The sequence below is a fragment of the Pseudomonadota bacterium genome, assembly GCA_013285445.1.
Classification (GTDB): Bacteria; Pseudomonadota; Gammaproteobacteria; order Xanthomonadales; family Wenzhouxiangellaceae; genus Wenzhouxiangella.
In genome coordinates this window covers 1575408-1593881 of record CP053448.1, presented here as the reverse complement: position 1 = coordinate 1593881, position 18474 = coordinate 1575408, and the positions used below count along the sequence as shown (strand labels likewise).

At 64.2% G+C, this 18474-nt stretch carries 14 protein-coding genes; 8 read left to right on the top strand and 6 right to left on the bottom strand.

What is annotated here, in order from left to right:
• The first annotated feature begins 51 nt into the window (after positions 1-51).
• Positions 52-927: a ribosome small subunit-dependent GTPase A gene (gene rsgA / locus HND55_07210; GenBank protein QKK02452.1), complete on the top strand. Its 876-nt coding sequence runs from the start codon at positions 52-54 to the stop codon at positions 925-927.
• A 60-nt stretch (positions 928-987) separates the two neighbouring features.
• Here the strand turns inward: rsgA and HND55_07205 are convergent, their stop codons facing one another.
• Positions 988-1659, bottom strand: a complete 672-nt coding sequence (locus HND55_07205; GenBank protein QKK02451.1) for an SDR family oxidoreductase — start codon at positions 1657-1659, stop codon at positions 988-990.
• Positions 1660-1771: 112 nt separating this feature from the next.
• Here HND55_07205 and HND55_07200 point away from each other — a divergent pair, with 112 nt between their 5' ends.
• From HND55_07200 to HND55_07190, 3 genes are read left to right on the top strand one after another with little or no spacing between them, the layout of a single operon-like run.
• Positions 1772-2098: a hypothetical protein gene (locus HND55_07200; GenBank protein ID QKK02450.1), complete on the top strand. Its 327-nt coding sequence runs from the start codon at positions 1772-1774 to the stop codon at positions 2096-2098.
• 3 nt (positions 2099-2101) lie between these two features.
• Entirely contained in the window at positions 2102-3091 is a 990-nt protein-coding gene (locus HND55_07195; protein ID QKK02449.1) for an agmatine deiminase family protein, read from the top strand.
• A complete protein-coding gene (locus HND55_07190) occupies positions 3088-3975 on the top strand; it encodes a carbon-nitrogen hydrolase (GenBank protein ID QKK02448.1) in 888 nt (295 codons plus the stop codon). The genes HND55_07195 and HND55_07190 overlap by 4 nt, the downstream gene beginning before the upstream one ends.
• Here the strand turns inward: HND55_07190 and HND55_07185 are convergent.
• From HND55_07185 to HND55_07170, 4 genes are read right to left on the bottom strand one after another with little or no spacing between them, the layout of a single operon-like run.
• Positions 3956-4720 carry an N-formylglutamate amidohydrolase gene (locus HND55_07185; protein QKK02447.1) on the bottom strand — a complete coding sequence of 255 codons (765 nt, stop codon included), beginning with the start codon at positions 4718-4720 and terminating at the stop codon, positions 3956-3958. The two genes, HND55_07190 and HND55_07185, sit on opposite strands and share 20 nt — an antisense overlap.
• Positions 4687-5928, bottom strand: coding sequence for a glutamate--cysteine ligase (locus HND55_07180; protein QKK02446.1), 1242 nt, complete (start codon positions 5926-5928; stop codon positions 4687-4689). The genes HND55_07185 and HND55_07180 overlap by 34 nt, the downstream gene beginning before the upstream one ends.
• Positions 5929-5932: 4 nt before the next feature.
• Positions 5933-7402, bottom strand: a complete 1470-nt coding sequence (locus HND55_07175) for a RimK family protein (protein ID QKK02445.1) — start codon at positions 7400-7402, stop codon at positions 5933-5935.
• A complete protein-coding gene (locus HND55_07170) occupies positions 7390-8100 on the bottom strand; it encodes a hypothetical protein (protein QKK02444.1) in 711 nt (236 codons plus the stop codon). The genes HND55_07175 and HND55_07170 overlap by 13 nt, the downstream gene beginning before the upstream one ends.
• A 121-nt stretch (positions 8101-8221) precedes the next feature.
• Here HND55_07170 and HND55_07165 point away from each other — a divergent pair, with 121 nt between their 5' ends.
• The 4 genes from HND55_07165 (at position 8222) to dnaE (ending at position 17443) form a co-directional block, all read left to right on the top strand.
• Entirely contained in the window at positions 8222-9427 is a 1206-nt protein-coding gene (locus tag HND55_07165; GenBank protein QKK02443.1) for a TraB/GumN family protein, read from the top strand.
• A gap of 80 nt (positions 9428-9507) precedes the next feature.
• Positions 9508-12195, top strand: a complete 2688-nt coding sequence (locus tag HND55_07160; GenBank protein QKK02442.1) for a DUF349 domain-containing protein — start codon at positions 9508-9510, stop codon at positions 12193-12195.
• Positions 12192-13841, top strand: a complete 1650-nt coding sequence (locus HND55_07155; protein ID QKK02441.1) for a Na+/H+ antiporter NhaC family protein — start codon at positions 12192-12194, stop codon at positions 13839-13841. Before HND55_07160 ends, HND55_07155 begins: the two co-directional genes overlap by 4 nt.
• A gap of 95 nt (positions 13842-13936) precedes the next feature.
• The gene (gene dnaE / locus HND55_07150) at positions 13937-17443 is read left to right on the top strand and encodes a DNA polymerase III subunit alpha (protein QKK02440.1); all 3507 of its coding nucleotides are present in this window, start codon (positions 13937-13939) and stop codon (positions 17441-17443) included.
• 69 nt (positions 17444-17512) lie between these two features.
• On the opposite strand, the gene HND55_07145 is transcribed toward dnaE, so the two are convergent.
• A complete protein-coding gene (locus HND55_07145; GenBank protein ID QKK02439.1) occupies positions 17513-18421 on the bottom strand; it encodes a hypothetical protein in 909 nt (302 codons plus the stop codon).
• Between the last annotated feature and the right edge of the window lie 53 nt (positions 18422-18474).

The following is an 18474-nucleotide window of genomic DNA, read 5'->3' as shown; positions in this document are numbered from 1 at the left end:
ATCAGGAGCAGTAACAACGGGCTCCGCACTATACCAGCAAGGACTGCGTTCATGAGCAGCGAACCCCTGCTCATGGTACAGGCACATGCCAATCACGGCGTTGCCGCCGACGACCATGCGCTGCGGCCAGTTCACTTTCCGCGCCGCCTCCAGCGCCCCCTGCCAGGCGATCGGGTGCGCATCGATCCGTCCGGAACACTGCTCGAAGTCATCGAGCGACGCAACGTCTTCGGTCGCGGCGACGGACGCGGACGGTTCCGGCCGATTGCCGCCAATCTGGACCGCGCGGCCATTGTCATCGCGGCCAAACCGCCCCCCAGTCGCGACCTGCTGCACCGCTACCTCACAACCTGCCTGATCTGCGGCATCGAGCCGCTGATCGTGCTCAACAAGTCCGACCTGCCCTGCCCGGAACAGCCCCCGTTTGACGAACTCGAAGCGCTCGCCCGCCTTGGCTACACCACCCTGGAAACCCGCTGTCTTCCCGAAACCAGGGTCGATGCGCTGGCCTCACGCATCGCGACCGGTGTGACCCTCATCGCCGGCCAGTCCGGTGTCGGCAAGTCGTCCCTGCTCAACGCGCTCATACCCGACCTGGGCGCACAGGTCGGGAACTTGTCCCGTGTCACCGGCAAGGGTACGCATACGACCACCACGGCCACCGCCCATCGCTACGGCCAGGCCGGCTGGCTGATTGACATCCCGGGCGTGTGGGAATACGGCCTGTGGACAATGGAACCAACAACGCTGACGCGCGGCTTTCCGGAGTTTGCAGATCATGCGGCCAAATGCCGCTTCCGGGACTGCAGACACGACAGCGAACCCGGTTGCGCCGTGGTTGCGGCAGTTGATTCCGGCACCCTGCCTGCCTTCCGTCATCGTGCCTGGCGGCGACTACTGGCCGAGCAGGAGCGCCTGGGGCGGTAAGTAGGTGCGCCCCTGATCCAGCGGACTGACACGGCGGCGCATCGACAAACCGGCCCGCCCCTACCAGGGAAGCGCCTCTCCGTTGGCGTGCCGGAAACTGCCGGTCAGCTCCATACTCAGTTCCTCGATGCGTTCGACCAGACCGGCGGCCGCCTGCGAAGCCTCCACGTCACCCTGACGGCCGGTCATCTCGGTACGGACGAATCCCGGATGCAGCAGTCCGACCGCGATCCCGCGTGGCCTGAACTCGTGCGCGAGGCAGGCGGCCGCCATGTTGACCGCCGCCTTCGACATGCGGTAGGCGTAGTGGCCACCGGAGGTGTTGTCGCTGATCGACCCCATTCTCGAGGTGATGATGACGATCCGGCCCTGGTTGTTTAGATGGTTGCGCAGGGCGCTGACCACTCGCAGCGGCCCGAGCGTATTGACCTCGTACTGTGCTCTCCATTCGTCGAGTCCGGTCTCGATCGATGCCAGGCTGGATGGCGCCAGCAAACCCGCATTGTTGACCAGCAGGTCGATCCGTCGGCCGCGCAGCCGATCAGCCAGATCCGCCAGGCTGTCGCCATCGGTCACATCGACACCGGTCTCGACCTGGACCTCGTCCAGCGCGTTGAGCTCGGGTGAGGAATGGCGACACGCAGCCACGACCAGATAACCCCGCTGCTGGAGCTGACGCGCCAGCTCCAGGCCAATGCCCCGGTTTGCCCCGGTGATGAGCGTACTTTTCATCCTGTGTCCCATTGAGAGATAACTTTGAATCTGGCTGGTATGCTACTATTTTTGCGCTGCCTTGCCGTGAAGTATCGGCAGGCTGTTGTGGGCACAACCAGAGGAACTCGCCATGAAAGGATGGACCTTGGGCAAGCTGGTTGGGGGGACAGCGCTGGCTGGCATGCTCGGCACGGCGATTGCCGCCGATGTGCTGCTGATCGAGAAAGTGCGGGAGCGGATGATGCGAACGCTCCCGGAAAACGGCCTGACCACGACCGAAGTCGAGCGCGACTTCGGCCAGCCCCGGCAGCGTTACGGCCCGGTCGGCCAACCGCCCATCTCGCGCTGGGACTACGAAGACTTCAGCGTCTTCTTCGAATATGATCTGGTCATCGAAAGCGTGCTGCATCATGATGCAGTGGCGGACACGGTACAGGAGGATCCCGCGGAGCCCTGACCCATGGCGCATACCGATTGCCGGCTGCCGGCCGAATGGGAACGACAAAGCGCAACCCTGCTGGCCTGGCCGCCGGCAGAATCGGACTGGTCGGACCAGCTCGCGTCGATCCGGGATGAATATCGTGAGCTGATCGCCGCGATCGTCAAATACCAGCCGGTCGTATTGCTGGTCGCCCCGTCGGATGTCAACGACAGCGATCTGCCCAGGACCGGCAGCGGACTTCATACGATCAAAATGCCGTTCAACGACACCTGGTGTCGGGACTTTGGCCCGATCACGCTGGTCGGATCCGGACAACGTCTGGCACTCGATTTCCACTTCAACGGCTGGGGCGGCAAGCATCCAGCCGCGCTTGACAATCGAGTCAATACGCACCTGTCCAGGCATTCACTGTTCGCCCGCTTCCGGTTTCGGCAGTACCTGTTCGAGCTCGAAGGCGGCGCCATCGATACCGACGGACGGGGACGACTGCTGGTCAATCGACACTGCCTGCGCGCCCGACACCCCCACCTGAGCGACGGCGAAATCGATCACGAACTGCACAGCCTGCTCAACATCGACGAGATCGTTGCCGTTGACGTCGATCCCGCACCGGGCGATGATACCGACGGTCACATCGATACCCTCGCACGCTTCGTCAGCGAAGACACGCTGGTCTTCCAGCTGCAGCGCGACCCGGCGCAAACGCGCCGGTTACTGGGACAGCTCGAAGCCCAGCGCCGTGGCGACGGCAAACCCTACCGACTCGTCGCGCTGCCCTGCCCCGATGATCTCGACGTGGAGCGACCGGCCAGCTACACCAATTTTTTGTTCGTCAACGGTGCGTGCCTGGTGCCTGCCTATGGCAGCCGCCAGGACGCAGCCGCCCGGGCCGTGCTCGAGCCACTGCTGCCAAACCACGAGGTCATCGGCGTGCCGGCAGCCACCATGATCACCCAATCGGGTGGGCCACACTGCGCCACCATGCATATTCCGGGAGCACTTGGGTGAGTGCCGAACCACTGCTGGTTGCGCTGGTTCAACACGCAATGGGTCCCGATCCCGAAGACAACCGGATCACCACGGCCGAAGGCATCGCGCAGGCCGCCGACCTGGGCGCAGCACTGGTCGTGCTGCCGGAACTGCATGCCAGCGAATATTTCTGCAAGGTCCAGGATCCCGGGCTGTTCGATCTGGCCGAGCCACTCGACGGCCCCACCGCACGCATGCTTTCACACTGCGCCAGCCGCCACCAGCTGGTCGTAGTCGGCTCCATATTCGAGCAGCGTGCCCCCGGCCTGGCGCACAACACCGCCGTGGTCTTCGAGCGTGACGGCCAGCGCGCCGGTCTGTACCGCAAGATGCACATCCCGGACGATCCCGGCTACAACGAAAAGTTCTACTTCGCACCGGGCGATACGGGCTTCACGCCGATCGACACCTCAGTCGGCCGGCTCGGCGTGCTGGTGTGCTGGGATCAGTGGTACCCGGAAGCGGCCCGACTGATGGCGCTGGCCGGCGCCGACATCCTGGTCTACCCGACCGCCATCGGCCTGGCGCCGGAGGACGACGACGACGAGCAGCACCGGCAGCTCGAGGCCTGGCGCACGATCCAGCGTGCCCACGCCATCGCCAACGGGCTCCCCGTTGCAGCCTGCAACCGGGTCGGTTTCGAGCCCGACCGTTCAGGCGGGAACCGCGAAGCCGAGTTCTGGGGCCACAGCCTGATCGCCGGCCCGCAGGGAGAAATTCTGGCCGAGGCCGGCAGCGAGGCCGAGATCGTGCTGGCATCGGTGGACTTCAACCGCAGCCAGACGATACGCCGAATCTGGCCCTTCCTGCGCGACCGCCGTATCGACGCCTACGGCGATTTGCTCAAGCGCTGGCGCGACTGATGACGGAGACCGGCTCATCAGCAGCCTCGTGCACGCGCGGTGACCAAGCGCGGATCAGTTCGGCCAGTTCTGTGCTGATCGCGGCCAGGACGACCCCCCAGTCACCACGACGGACCAGCCGCTGATTGATCTCGACTTCCACGCTCAGCAGCCTGTCCGGCCCGTAGAGACGACGGTGCTGCTGGCCGATGCCGTTGGCGGTGCCGCGATAGGGCTGGTTCATGCGGACCCGGATGCCGGTCAATCGCGCCGACAGACGACCGGCCAGATCACGACAAAGCCGCCGTTCGGCCCAGCGACGAGAATCATAGAGCAGACCGATATCGAAGCGACGTCGTCGTCCGGCGAGCACGGGCGTGAAGCTGTGACAGCCGATATGGACAACCTGACCGGGATGGCTCCGGATGAACTGTCCAAACACCTGCCAGTGTGGCAACCACCAGGACCGCTCGATGCGCACCCGATCACTCTCTGGCAGGCCTCGGGTCCATTCCGAGAAGCGGCGGGGATGCCCGGAGGATCGGTTCAGGTCGATCAGGAGACGCGTGACCTGACCGGCCAGCAGCGGCGCATCCAGATGTCGGGCCAGCGCCTCGGCCAGGTCCAGCGAGCCGGGGTCCCAGGCACGATGGGACGCGAGCACCTCTGTCTGACCGCAGAAAAGGCGCTGCCAGTAGGCCGGCACCCGCGCGCTGGCATGTTCGCAAGTGATCAGGGCAGAAACAGGCGGTTTTGATCCAGGCATTCGCCCAGCTCCCGATAGACCTCGGCAATGGCGGCACGCGACGGCGTCTGGCCGAGCCGGACATGAAGCGCCTCGGCCAGCGTGCCGCGCTCGAGTAGGGTCGACAGCGTGGCGCTGGCCGATGGTGACAGGCTCAGGCCGGCAAGCAGTTCTCGCCAGAGCGTCCGACCGTCGACCACCCTGGGGCAATTGAACAATTCGAGCCAGGGCCGGTGGTCGTATCGGACTCGGCCACCGGCTCGGGCTGCAGCGAACAGCTGGTCGGCAAGCACCCGGGTCGACAGAGCCTGGCCAGTGTGCAGCCACGCTTCGGACTCGTAGCAGCGGCGGACCAACGCGGTGACCGCCTCGGCGATGGCGAGGTCGGCGGCCGGACACTCCTGGATATCGATCACCCGGATTTCGATCGTCTGGCGCTCGAAGCGTGCAATCGCACCGCGCGAATTGAGCCAGTCGTCGGTCAGAATACCGGCCGGGTCATGTGGCCGGATCGCGCGATACATAGGTTCGAGGATTCGGGTATGGTAGTCGGCGATCGAAGCAACGGCCTCCGGGACCACTGCGCCGGCAATCTGGGGAATCCGCCGTTGATTATCGCGGTAGAAACGCAGTCTGGTATCCATCCAGCCCGACCACGCCGACTCGATCAAGGGCGAGGCCGCCGCAATCGCTGGAATGAGCGGCAAGACCAGTCGGACAGCCGCGTGCAGCCGCTGAAACTCCTCGTCGTCGAAAAAGGGCAGATTGATATGCATCGACTGCAGGTTTGACCAACCGTGGCCGCGGCAGGCAAAGATCCGGTCATAGGCTTCGTAGATCTCGTTCTGACCGTGAGGCCAGAGCCGGGTCTCGGTGTCGGGCTCGAACAGAGGATGCATGGCGCCCGGCAGCAGCATGCCACCCATCGGCGAAAGCTGGATATTGATATCCCGAACCGCAGCGGAAAACAGACCCGGCAGCCCATGCAGGGCAGTGGCCGGACCGTTGGTCTTGAGTTCGATAACGTGCAGAACCAGCTCGTTGGACCAGGCCAGCGCACCCTTGTCGACCTCGTTGACCACCTCGCCGGCCTGCATCGCCAAGAGACGATCGGCCATCGGCAGCGCCGACAGATCCGCGTGATTGACGATCATGTACTCGAGCTCGATGCCGTACCCGGCAAAGGCACGCAGACACGCGGGTCTGGCCACCGGATCCAGAGTCGGCATCCTTCTACTCCTGACGCTGCCCGAGCTTGCGCTCGGTCACGCGCTTGAACATCACCCCCATGATTTCGCGATACAGCGCGTCGCGCAGCACCGCGTCCTCGCAGCCGGCATCGATCGACGGATTGTCGTTGATCTCGATCACCAGCACGCGGCCGTCGACTTCCTTGAGATCGACGCCATATAGCCCCTTACCGATCAGGCCGGCTGCCCGAACCGCAACCTGCACGACCGGCTCGGGCGCCTCGCCGACCGACAGCGTCTCCGCCAGACCTTCATCTCCTCCGGCGCGGTCGTGGTTGATGATCTGCCAGTGTCCGCGCGCCATATGGTAGCGGCACACGTACAGCGCCCGACCGTCCAGTACGCCGACCCGCCAATCGAACTCGGTAGGCAGATATTCCTGCGCCACGATCAGCTCGCTGTGGCGCAGCATCTTGCGCAGGGTCGGACCGAGCACCTCGCGCTCGGCAACCCGCACCACGCCCAGCGAGAAGGCGCTGTCGGGCTGCTTGAGCACAACCGGGAGCCCGAGACGTTGCTCGATCGAGTCGAGATTGTCGCGATGCACCAGCACAGTTCGGGGCGCGGCGATGTCGTGGCGCTGGAGCAACTCGGCAAGATAGACCTTGTTGGTGCATTTGAGGATCGAGTCCGGATCATCGATCACAACAAGCCCTTCGGCGGCCGCCTTGCGCGAAAAGCGGAAAGTGTGATGGTTGACCGCCGTGGTCTCGCGGATGAACAGCGCATCGAACTCGGCCAGTCGGCCGATGTCGTCGCGAACGATGCGCTCGACGTGGAACCCCACCGCTTCGCCGGCGCGCTCGAAACGCCTGAGCGCTTTTTCGTCGGACGGTGGGTGGCCTTCATCCGGATTGACCAGCATGGCCAGATCGAAGCGCGCCGGCCTGTGGCGCTCGGTGCGCGGTCGCTTGCCGGAGAAGTAACGGCCGGCCGCTTCCCGCACGAAGTCCAGATGCGCCTCCGGAATATCGCTGAACGACACCGGCGCGATTCGCCTGAGGCTCCAGCCTGTGTCCAGGCGCTCGAAACGCGCCCGCAGCAGCGGTGCCGAAAACACATTGAACAGGGCCCGTGCAAGCCGGTCGTGGCGGCGCGCCAGGTTGCGGCCGAAGTAGATCGAAAGCGTAAAATCGTCTGAATGCAGGGGACGAAGGCCGGACTCGATCAGCCGACCCAGCTCGGCACCGGTCAATCGGACGATGTCAGGCGCGCGAAAGTCCTGCAGGGTGGCGACCGAGGGTAACGGCTTGTGGCCGCGCGCAGCGGCCAGCAACGACACATAGTAGCCGTTGGACTGGTAGCCGTAGCTGCGGCAGAGATTGTAGACCCGGATCGAACGACGCTCCGACCAGGCCGGATCGGTCAGGTAATCGCGCGCCAGGACACGGTCGATGCCGGCAATTTCGAGCGGCCAGTCCTCGGTACGGCTGACGACGATCAGCTGTTGCACGGGCGAATGACCAGAAGGTTGGCGTCATAGGTCAGTGCGCCAAGCAGGATCGCACCGATCACCCGATCAATGTGCACGCCGTAGTTCTGGCTGCCCTGCGGGTTGGCGCTGGTCGGGTCGGCGATCAGGACCTCCCGGGTTTCACGTCGATAACCGGTCAGCACCACGAAATGGCCCACCGGCTCGCCGCGGACATCGTCATCCTCGTCGGCGGGCCCCCATTCGCGCGCACCGCGGTAGAGATAAGTCGCGCTCAGCCCGGTCAGCACCGGATGGCCGTCGGACAGCAGGCGACGAAGCAGCGCCCGGTTGAGGTCCCCGAACCGGATTCGCCCGCCGGAGGCCAGGAAGTCGAGATAGCCGGGCGTGGCCACCGACAGCTTTTCGCGCTGCTTGAAATCGGCCTGCTGGCGCAGTTTCACTGCCAGCTCACGCCGTCCAAGCGCGAACCAGGTCGGATCGAAGACTTCCAGATTCCAGCTGTGGATGGCCGCCCGATAGCCGCGGTACAGGGCGTGGTTGGCCAGAAAAACGTCAAGCGTGCCACCGTGATCGAGGCGGTGAATCTCGTCGATGACCTGCTCCAGCGAAATGTCATCGCCAAAATGCCGATACACGGCATGCAGACAGGTTGGCCCGCAAGTCGTCGTATCGGGCTGGGCTTCGATCACGACCGGGAAAGAGAATGCAAGGGGCATGGCAGGCCACCGGAAAGTGACGAACGCGGAATCGGATTATGGCGCGAAACCGTTGCGTCTGTCGGAAAAACTGTTGACTGATCGGCTAAACTGCCCAACTGCTTTTGCCCGACTGCCCTCGATGACCCCGGATCAGCAGAAACTCTTCGGCGACGAGCCCGTCCGCCATGTCCAGCGTCAAGGCGTGGACTACGCGCTGCTCGGCACCGCACATGTCTCGCGCACCAGCGCCGAGGCAGTCGAGCGTCTGATTGACAGCGGTCACTACGACGCCGTGGCCATTGAGCTTTGCGCGCCGCGCTATCAAACCCTGACCGAGCGCGATGCCTGGCGGGACATGGACCTGTTTCAGGTCATTCGCGAGGGCAAGGCCGGCATGTTGATGGCCTCCCTGGCTTTGGCGGCCTACCAGCGAAGAATCGCCGAGCAGTTCGGCATCGAACCCGGCGAGGAGATGAAGATGGCCATCGAGGCTGCACGGCGCACAGACGTTCCGGTGCAGCTCGTCGACCGCGACATCGGGATCACCCTGCGTCGTGCGTCGAGCCGCCTGTCCTGGTGGAAGCGCTGGCTGATGCTCAACGGCCTGATCATGTCGATGTTCTCACGCCAGGAAATCAGCGAGGAGGACATCGAGCGCCTCAAGCAAGGCGACCTGCTGACCGAGACCTTCAGCGAGTTCTCCGAAACCGCCCCCGAGCTTTACGACTCGCTGATCGCCGAGCGGGACCGCTTCATGGCCGCAAGACTGCGGCAGGAGAACGAAGGGCATGCCCCCCGCAAGGTACTCGCGGTACTTGGCGCCGGTCACCTGGAAGGCACGGCCCGGGCGCTTGCAAGTACTGACGAACCCGCCGGAACCGTTGCCTCGCTCAGCACCAGGCCCCCACGCTCGCGCATTCTGAAGATGTTGCCCTGGCTGATCCTGCTCCTGGTCGTGACCGGCTTTGTCGTCGGCTTTTCGCGTTCGCCCGAGCTGGGCTGGTCGCTGGTGGCGACCTGGGTCGTCATCAACGGCACGCTATCGGCACTCGGCGCCGTGATCGCCCGCGCCCATCCGGTCACTGTGCTATCGGCCCTGGTTGCCGCGCCGCTGACCTCACTCAACCCGACCATTGGGGCCGGCATGGTCGCCGGAGCGGTCGAAGCCGGACTGCGAAAGCCACGGGTTGCCGACTTCGAATCACTGCGCGAGGATGTCGTGCGGCTGACTGGCTGGTGGAAAAACCGGGTCTCCAGGGTACTGCTGGTGTTTTTCCTGTCCAACCTCGGCTCGGCCATTGGCACCTGGGTAGCCGGCCTGCGCATGATTCAGCAGTTGATCTGAACCTCGGCGGTGCCGACTGGCCGTCGGTCAAGCGAGCCTCCCCCTATAATACGGGGACTAGCGACGATGTGACACGGCCCATGAACCTGAAATCCCGAATCTTTGGGCAACCCTGGGAGCACCGCGACCCTCAGGTACGGGCGCAGGCTGTCCGGGAAGGCCACGATGACGCGCTGATTGAGCGCATCGGCCAGATTGCCGAGCATGACGAGTCGCCACTGGTGCGGCTGACTGCGCTGCAGCGGATCAACAACGAGGCGTTCTGGCTCGATGCTCGTCTGCGGGAGTCGGATCCCGACATTCTGGCGGCTGCTGACCAATTTCTGCGTCGATCCATCATGCGCAAAGCTGACCCCGAAATGATCAAGGAACGGCTGGAGTGGTTTCGCCGCATCGACGATCCCGATTGGATTCGGCAGGTGGCCAGGCATGCGCCCGACACCGCGTTGCGGGCCGCGGCGCTTGAGAGAATCGATGCACAGGGGTTCCTGGGCGACTGTTACGCGACCGAGCGGGACAACGATCTGGCGGCGGCAGTGCTGGCGCGCATTGAACAGGAATCAACCTTGGAGCGCATTGCCGCTTCGCTGCGCAAGAGCAACAAGGGACGCGCACGCGCCGTCGACGCGCGCCTGCGCGAGCTGCGCATTGCCAGCGGACAGCTGGACGCTCAAGTCGCGCCGGCCGAAGCCCTGGTCAAGCGGGCCGAAGCGCTCGCGCGCGGGGATTTCAGCGGTTCGCGCAAGCTCGAGCTGTCCGAGCTGCGAAGTGAATGGCAAGGACTCGAGCAAGCGCCCGAAGGCCTGGCCCGGCGCTTTCACGGCGCCATCGCCATTGCCCGGCGGGCGCTGGAGCGACCCGACAGTGATCCGACCATCCCCACCGCGGAAGCGCCGGCAGCCGATCCGCCCGACCAAGGCGCTGACCAGAAACTGCTGGCTGTAGCCACGCGGCTTGAAGGGCTTGATTCGACTGCCCAACTCGACCCCGGCGAAGCCGGCCAGCTGCTGGGTGACTGGGACCGTGCCTGGAGCCACATCTCGGCGCCGACCGAAGCCGATCGCCTGACCCGCGAGCGTGTTCTTCCGGTTCTCAAAGCGCTGCAAAGGCGCCGCGAAGCGCACCTTCAGACGCCTGATCGCCAGGCGCAGCAGGCCGTCGGGCCGGACTTTGTCGCCCGAGTCGACCAGATCGCCGAGCTGCTGGAAGCAGGCAATATGGCCGGGGCGCAGAAACACCTGCGCGAAACCCGCAGCGCATTCGATCGACTGCCCAGGCGCCAGCAGACCAGCGCTATCGGCGGCCGTCTTCATCGCCTGGAAGGCCGCCTGCACGAAATGCGCAACTGGGAACACTGGTCAAACAACAAGATTCGCGATGAGCTCATTGCCCAGGTCGAGGCCCTGGCCGGGTCCGAGCAGCACCCCGATGCGATCACCGCCGCGCTCAAATCAGCCCGGCGCGAATGGCAACGCCTCGAATCACTGGAAGTCCTGCCGGGTGACAAGCGCCAGCATGCGGCACCGGCCGGTCAGTGGCGACGGTTTCAATCCGCCTGCAAGGCCGCCTTCGAGCAGGCCAAGCCGTACTTCGAACAGCGAAGCGCCGTGCAGGAGGCCAACCTCGAACAGCTCAAGCGCTTCCTCGAGCAGGCACATCAGGCTGCCGATGATGAATCCAGCGCGACCGATCGGCTGCAGGAGCTGATGCACACCGCTCGCCAGGCCATTCGCCGGCTGGACGATCTGCCGCCGAAATCTCGCGGATCTTCGGCCGCCAGGCTGCGCGAACTGATGGATCATCTCTCGGCCCGGCTCGACTCTGAATTCGAGGCCGTGGAGAAGGTCAAGCGCCAGCTGGTTGCCGAGGCCCGCGGCCTGACCCACGTCAAGGATCTGTCGGAAGCGATAGAACAGGCCAAGGCCCTGCAGGCACGCTGGCAAGCCGCCGGCCGCGGCCGGCGTCGCATCGAGCAGAAACTCTGGAAAGCGTTCCGGGAGCCGATCGACCCGCTGTTCGAGCAGTTGCGTGGCAAGCAACAGGAAACGCAGGCCGAGCAACGCGAGCACAGCGATCAGCTGCGGGGGCTGTGCGAACAGGCCGAAACACTGGCCCAATGCGATACCGCGGAGCTCGAAGACGCGCGAGGTCGGATGCGGGGGCTGCGGGATGAGTGGAGCAGCGCCGGGCGCCGACCCAGATCGCTTGAACAGCGATTCGAGCGGGCCGAACAGCAACTCAGGCAGCGGCTCACCGAACAGCGCCGGGCTGCGCGCCAAGCCGCTCGGCAGCGCTTCGACCACATTGCCGAAACCATCCAGGCGATCTGGCAGCAGCGCCAGCGCGGTGCCGTCGATGAGGCCACCATCGAACAACTGCCCGATTGCGACGCGAAAGAAGACCCCCTGCTTGATGAACTGGCGGCAACCGCAAGGCGATTGGCTGACGAGGCGGTATCAATCGATGCCCTGGCAAAGCAGGTTGAGCAAAACGGCCAGGCCGCCCGCCAGATTGCCATTGAGATGGAGTTTCTCGCGGGTCTGGACTCGCCCAATGAGGACCGCGATGCGCGTATGGCCTATCAGGTTGACCGGCTCGCCAAACGCCTCGGCGATCGCGATCGTTCGACCTCGCTGGTCGACGAGCTCAACCTCCTGCGCAGGCGCTGGTACCAATCCTTCCCGCACCCCGTCGACCAGCATGAGTTGCTGGCAAAGCGCTTCGACAAGTGCCAAACTGTAGTGGATTCGATGACGGGAAAAGAATGAAGAACCGGAACCGATCCCGCCTGCAGTTCGGTATCGTCCTGTTTGCCCTGCTGATCAGCCCCACTCTGCTGGCCGCCGATGGCAATCATTTCGGCTGGATATCCGTGCTCCCGCCAGTGGTCGCCATTGCGCTGGCGCTGATACTGCGCCAGGTCATTCCGGCGCTGTTTCTCGGCATCTGGATCGGTGCCTGGGCGCTGAACGGCTTTTCCCTGATCGGGCTGTGGCTGGGATTGCTTGAAACATTCGAGACCCATATCGTCTCGGCTCTGGCTGACCGCGACCATGCCGCTGTCATCCTCTTTTCGATGATGATTGGCGGGATGGTTGGCATCATCTCCAGAAACGGAGGCCTGCAGGGCATCGTGGACCTCATCGTGCGCTTTGCCGCCAATGTGCGCCGGGCCAGTCTGGCCACCGTCGCGATGGGGCTGGCGATCTTTTTCGACGACTACGCCAACACGCTGGTCGTCGGCAACACCATGCGGCCGGTCACCGATCGCCTGGGGATTTCGCGTGAAAAACTGGCCTATCTGGTCGATTCGACCGCAGCGCCCGTCGCCTGCCTGGCGCTGGTCACGACCTGGATCGGTTACGAGGTGGGACTCATCCGAAGCGCGCTGGAAGACATTCCGGATCTCGAAGTCAACGCCTACTTCGTCTTTCTCAACTCCATTCCCTACAGCTTCTACCCGCTGTTTGCGCTGAGCCTTGTTTTCGCCGTGGTGATCAGCGGTCGGGATTTCGGTCCCATGCTGGCGGCCGAACGCAGGGCACGACAGCGCGGACAGGTGGCGCCAGACGCCGTGTCCACCTCGCTGGTCGACGACGACATGAAGCAGGTTCAGCCTGATCAATCCTGTCCCTGCCGCGCCCGAAATGCCCTGCTGCCGGTTGGCATACTGGTGGTCACCGTCGTCGGCGGGCTGTTCGCCAGCGGCAGCGGCGACTCGATCCAGGAGATCATCGGCAGCGCAGATCCCTATCAATCGCTGCTGTGGGGCTCGCTGCTGGGCGTGCTCAGTGCCGTCGTTCTGACCGTTTCCCAGCGCATCCTGGGGCTGGGCGATACACTGAGCGCCTGGTTTACCGGCATGCGTTCAATGCTGCTGGCGGTCGCGATACTGGTGCTCGCCTGGGCGCTGTCGGGCATGACCAGCGAGCTTGGAACGGCCGGCTTTCTGGCCGACCTGCTGGGTGAACGCCTGCACCCGGGCTGGCTTCCAACGCTGGTTTTCGTGCTGGCCGCGGCCACTGCCTTCGCAACCGGCTCAAGCTGGGGCACCATGGGTATTCTGCTGCCGCTGATGCTACCGCTGACCTGGGCCATGCTGATCAACCAGGGCATGGCCGACACCGAACATTTCGGCATTATCTACGCCAGCGTCGCTGCCGTGCTCGGCGGCGCCGTCTGGGGCGATCACTGCAGCCCGATCTCCGACACCACGATTCTGTCTTCGATGGCCAGTCAGTGCGATCACATCGAACATGTGCGCACTCAGATGCCTTATGCGATCCTGGCCGGACTGGTCACCCTTGCCATCGGCACGCTTCCGACCGGGTTCGGTGTCCCCTGGTGGATCTGTTTGCCGGCAGGCGTCCTTGTCCTGGCGGGGGGGCTGCGGTTGATCGGGAAAGCGGTTTAATCAGATTCGAGGGTTCGGGAAATCCGCTCCGAAGCCTGCCCTGAAACCTGAGCCCCTGGCCACGGCCTCGGCTCCGTCAACGATATAATCCCCGCATGGCCGACGAAGTCGTCTCATCCGCCGCCGCCACTCCTTTCGTCCACCTCCGGCTGCACACCGAGTATTCGATCGAAGACGGGACGGTTCGCATCGAGCAATTGATCGAACGGGCTGCTGCCTGCGGGATGCCCGCGGTCGCCGTGACTGACTGGCACAATCTGTTCGGCCTGGTCAAGTTCTATCGCGCAGCGGTTCGCGCCGGCGTCAAGCCGATTGCCGGTGCCGATGTGCGGATTCAGGATATTGCCCGACCCGAGCACTGTTCGACCGCTACCTTGCTGGTTCAGGACCGGCACGGATACCTCAATCTGTGTCGCCTTCTGTCGCGCAGCTTTCTGGAGGGTCGCTATCGCGGCCAGCCGCGACTGCACCCGGCCTGGCTGCGTGATCACACCCAGGGCCTGATCGTGTTGCTGGGGCGGGAGAGCGATGTCGGCGGCGCGCTGAGCAATGGCGATCTGACCCGTGCAGGGCAGCGCCTCGACGAATGGCGACAGCTGTTTCCGGAGCGGCTGTACCTGGCCCTGGAGCGGCACGGACGCGACGGCGAGCAGGCGTTGGAGCAAGGCCTGCTGGCGCTGGCGGTCGAGCGGGAAGTGCCAGTTGTCGCCAGCAACGACGTCCGCTTTCTGGACGCCGGAGACTTCTTTGCCCACGAAGCACGGGTCTGTATCCATCAGGGTCGTCTGCTCGACGACAAGCGACGGCCGCGCCCTTACGTCGACCAGCAGTATTTCAAGCGCAGCGATGAAATGATCGCGCTGTTCGACGACCTCCCGGTCGCCATCGAAAACACGCTCCACCTGGCGCGTCGCTGCAACCTGGAACTGACGCTCGGCGAGTATGCGCTGCCGGTATTCCCTCTGCCCGACGGAGAAAGCGAAGACGAGTATCTGCGTCGCAAGGCAACCGAGGGGCTGGCCGCCCGACTTGAGCGCCATGATCTGGCCGCCGGCCTGGCCCGAGCAGACTACGACCGGCGACTGGTCCGTGAGCTGGACGTCATCAGCTCCATGGGCTTTTCCGGCTACTTTCTCATCGTTGCCGACTTCATCGCCTGGGCGCGCAACAACGACGTCCCGGTCGGGCCGGGGCGCGGCTCGGGTGCCGGCTCAGTCGTGGGCTGGTCTCTTGGAATAACCGACTTGGATCCAATGCGTTATGATCTACTTTTCGAGCGATTTCTCAATCCTGAGCGTGTGTCGATGCCGGATTTCGACATCGACTTCTGCGTCGAGGGGCGGGACCGGGTCATCGAATACGTCGCTCAGCGCTATGGCCGCGAGCAGGTCTCACAGATCATCACGTTCGGCACCATGGCGGCCAAGGCCGTCGTCCGCGACTGCGGTCGCGTGCTCGGCTACAACTACGGCTTTGTCGACTCCATCGCCAAACTGATTCCAAACCGGCTCGAGATGACCCTCGACTCGGCCCTGGCAGAAGAACCCGAGCTCAGGGCGCGCTACGATCGCGAGGAAGATACGCGCACCATTTTCGATCTGGCCCGGTCGCTTGAGGGACTGGCGCGCAATGCCGGAAAGCATGCCGGCGGCCTGGTCATCGCGCCAGGTCCGCTGACCCGCTATACGCCGCTGTACACCGAACCGGACGGACATTCGGTACTGACCCAGTTCGACAAGAACGATGTTGAGGCAGTCGGCCTGGTCAAGTTCGATTTTCTCGGCCTGCGCAACCTGACCATCATCCACTGGACGCTGAAGGCGATCAACGCCGACCGGGCCGAACAGGGGCAGTCGCCGCTCGACCTCGACCAGCTACAGCTCGACGACAGCGACGCGTTTCGCCTGCTGCAGGCTGCCCATACCACCGCGGTTTTTCAGCTGGAATCGCCGGGAATGAAGGACCTGCTGCGCAAGCTTCGGCCGGACAGCTTCGATGATATCGTCGCCGCCGTTGCGCTGTTCCGCCCGGGTCCACTGGACGCCGGCATGGTTGATGAGTATATCAATCGCAAGCACGGCAAGGCGCCGGTCAGCTATCCGCACCCAGCCACCGAGCCGATCCTGAAACCGACCTACGGGGTGATCCTGTACCAGGAGCAGGTCATGCAGATCGCCCAGGAGCTGGCCGGCTACAGTCTCGGTGCCGCCGATCTGCTGCGCCGCGCCATGGGCAAGAAGAAACCGGAGGAGATGGCGCACCAGCGCGCCATTTTCATTGCCGGCGCCGGCGACAACGGAATCGATCAGGCCCAGGCCGAGTCTATTTTTTCCCTGATGGAAACCTTTGCCCGCTACGGCTTCAACAAATCACATTCAGTCGCCTATGCGCTAGTCGCCTATCAGACCGCCTGGCTCAAGGCCCACTACCCGGCCGAGTTCATGGCGGCAGTGCTGTCGGCCGACCTGGACAAAACCGACAAGATTGCCAACCTCATCGAGGACTGTCGCCTGATGTCGCTGAACATTCTGCCACCAGACCTCAACCGATCGGGCTACAGGTTCAAAGTGGAAGATGGCGCCATTCGTTACGGCCTCGGCGCGATCAAGGGCGTCGGCCATGCCGCAATTGATAGCCTGGTTGCTTTTAGAGAGCGGGTTGGCGGCTTTCAAAGCCTTTCCGAATTGTGCCGGGAGGTCGACCTGTCGCGTCTCAACCGGCGCACGCTCGAATCGCTGATTCGGTCGGGGGCAGCCGACTGCCTGCACGATAATCGCGCCGCGCAGATGCAGGCTCTGCCCGACATACTGGCGGAGGCGGAACGCTATCAGAGTGACCGCGAGGCCGGCCAGACCAGTCTGTTCGGCGGATCCGTTCAGCAGGCGTCCGCAGGCTTTTCCCGGGCACTCCCTCAGGTCAGCGACTGGACGATGCGCCAGAGGCTGCGCGCCGAGCGAGAAACGCTCGGGCTATACCTGTCCGGCCACCCGATGGACGAGTTACGCGACGAGCTGGCCGGAATCACCACGGCACCGCTTGAGCGTCTCGATCAGCTGATCAAGCCGGGCCCCGGTGGCAGGGGCCACAGACAGGCCGTGGAGATGACCCTGGCGGGTCTGATCATGGCGGTACGCAGACGACCCGGGAAAGGCGCTTTTGTTGCCCTTGACGACGGCACGGCACGTCTGGAGGTGGCCGTGTTCGATTCACTCTACCAGCAGGTTGCCGATCGCCTGATGCCCGACGAAATCGTGATCGCGCGCGGTCGCGTGGAGGCGGACGAATACCGCGGCGGGTACAGAATGGTGGCCGAAACTGTCATGGGGGTCGATGAAGCGCGCGCCGAGCTGGCGCGCAGCGTCGAGATCGATATCGGGGCACCGAACGACGAACTCGATCGCGATCTGGCAGCCGCGCTGCAGCCCTACCGGCAGGGCCGAACACCGATCCTGCTGCGCTACCGCAATCATGCGGCCGAAGCGCTGGTCAGACTGGGAAGTGACTGGCAAGTGGCGCCGTCGGCCGAGCTGCTGGCCGCGCTCGCCGGCATACCGGGCGTGGTCAGGGTGCGCCTGCTCTATGGCTCCAACCACAAACCCTGATCATATGGCAGTCGGTGAGCGCAAGACCCGGCTTCGCGACCGGACCGGTTGGCCATGAACCGAGGCCAGTCAGAAACCGGCAGCGCGCGCCGAACGGTTGAGCAACAGCCGGCCAGTGGTATAGCAGGCGTTGAGAAAGGTAGCGACGTTTTCCGCGGTCTCTCCGGACTGGTGATACAGTTCATCGATGGAAACCGGCGCCCGAATGAGAAGGCGAGCCAGTTGCGCAAAGCGCTCGTTATCCATCGCCTCGCCAGGCACCTGAGTGAGCATGAAGTCGACTTCACCGACAAGATCCGGATGGAGTCGGCCACGGGACTGCGCCAGGCCCGCATACCATTTCAGCTCGCTGAGCGGCCGGCGCCCCAGGCCCTCGACCAGGGTCACCAGGTCAGTGCTGGAAACCGGTCGACCGGCAGTTGAGGGCAAGACCTGGGCAAACATCTTCGGCCTGAGCGCGCGGATACTTCCGTCATAAAACCAGCTGCCCGAACCGGGATCAATCACCAGCTCAGGCCATTGGGGATACCTGAGGATCACCGGTCCGGTCCAGGTCTGGCGCCGCAGATGTTCGGCCAGCGTGGCTGAATCCGCATCTTCCGAGGCCGCCCAACTCTGCCACTCCACAGCCGCCTGGGAAGGATCTGCCTGCGATTTGCCCGATCCCCGGCCGATCAACTCGAGCAAATCAAGAAATTCGCGTGAACGCAGCGGCTTGTGCAGCACCAGTTCGCTGCCGAAATCGCGTCGCCGTGTCATGGCGACCGGACGGCGACCCTGCTCGCCAAGCGTGACCCACAGCTGTTCCCCCTCGGGCGTGTCGACGTCGACGATGATCAGGTCGCCGCCAGGCTGCTCCGAGACCACCCAGCCCCCACCTTTGTTGTCCCGACTGCCAGCCAGATTGAGCAAAGACCGCATGACCGTGCGTTCTCGGGCGCTGGCGTGGAGGACGGAAAGCGTGGCCTGGTCGGGCATCGGGCAATACCTGCGTGAGGATTCGCGTGCATATCAAGCATATCGCCGGACCC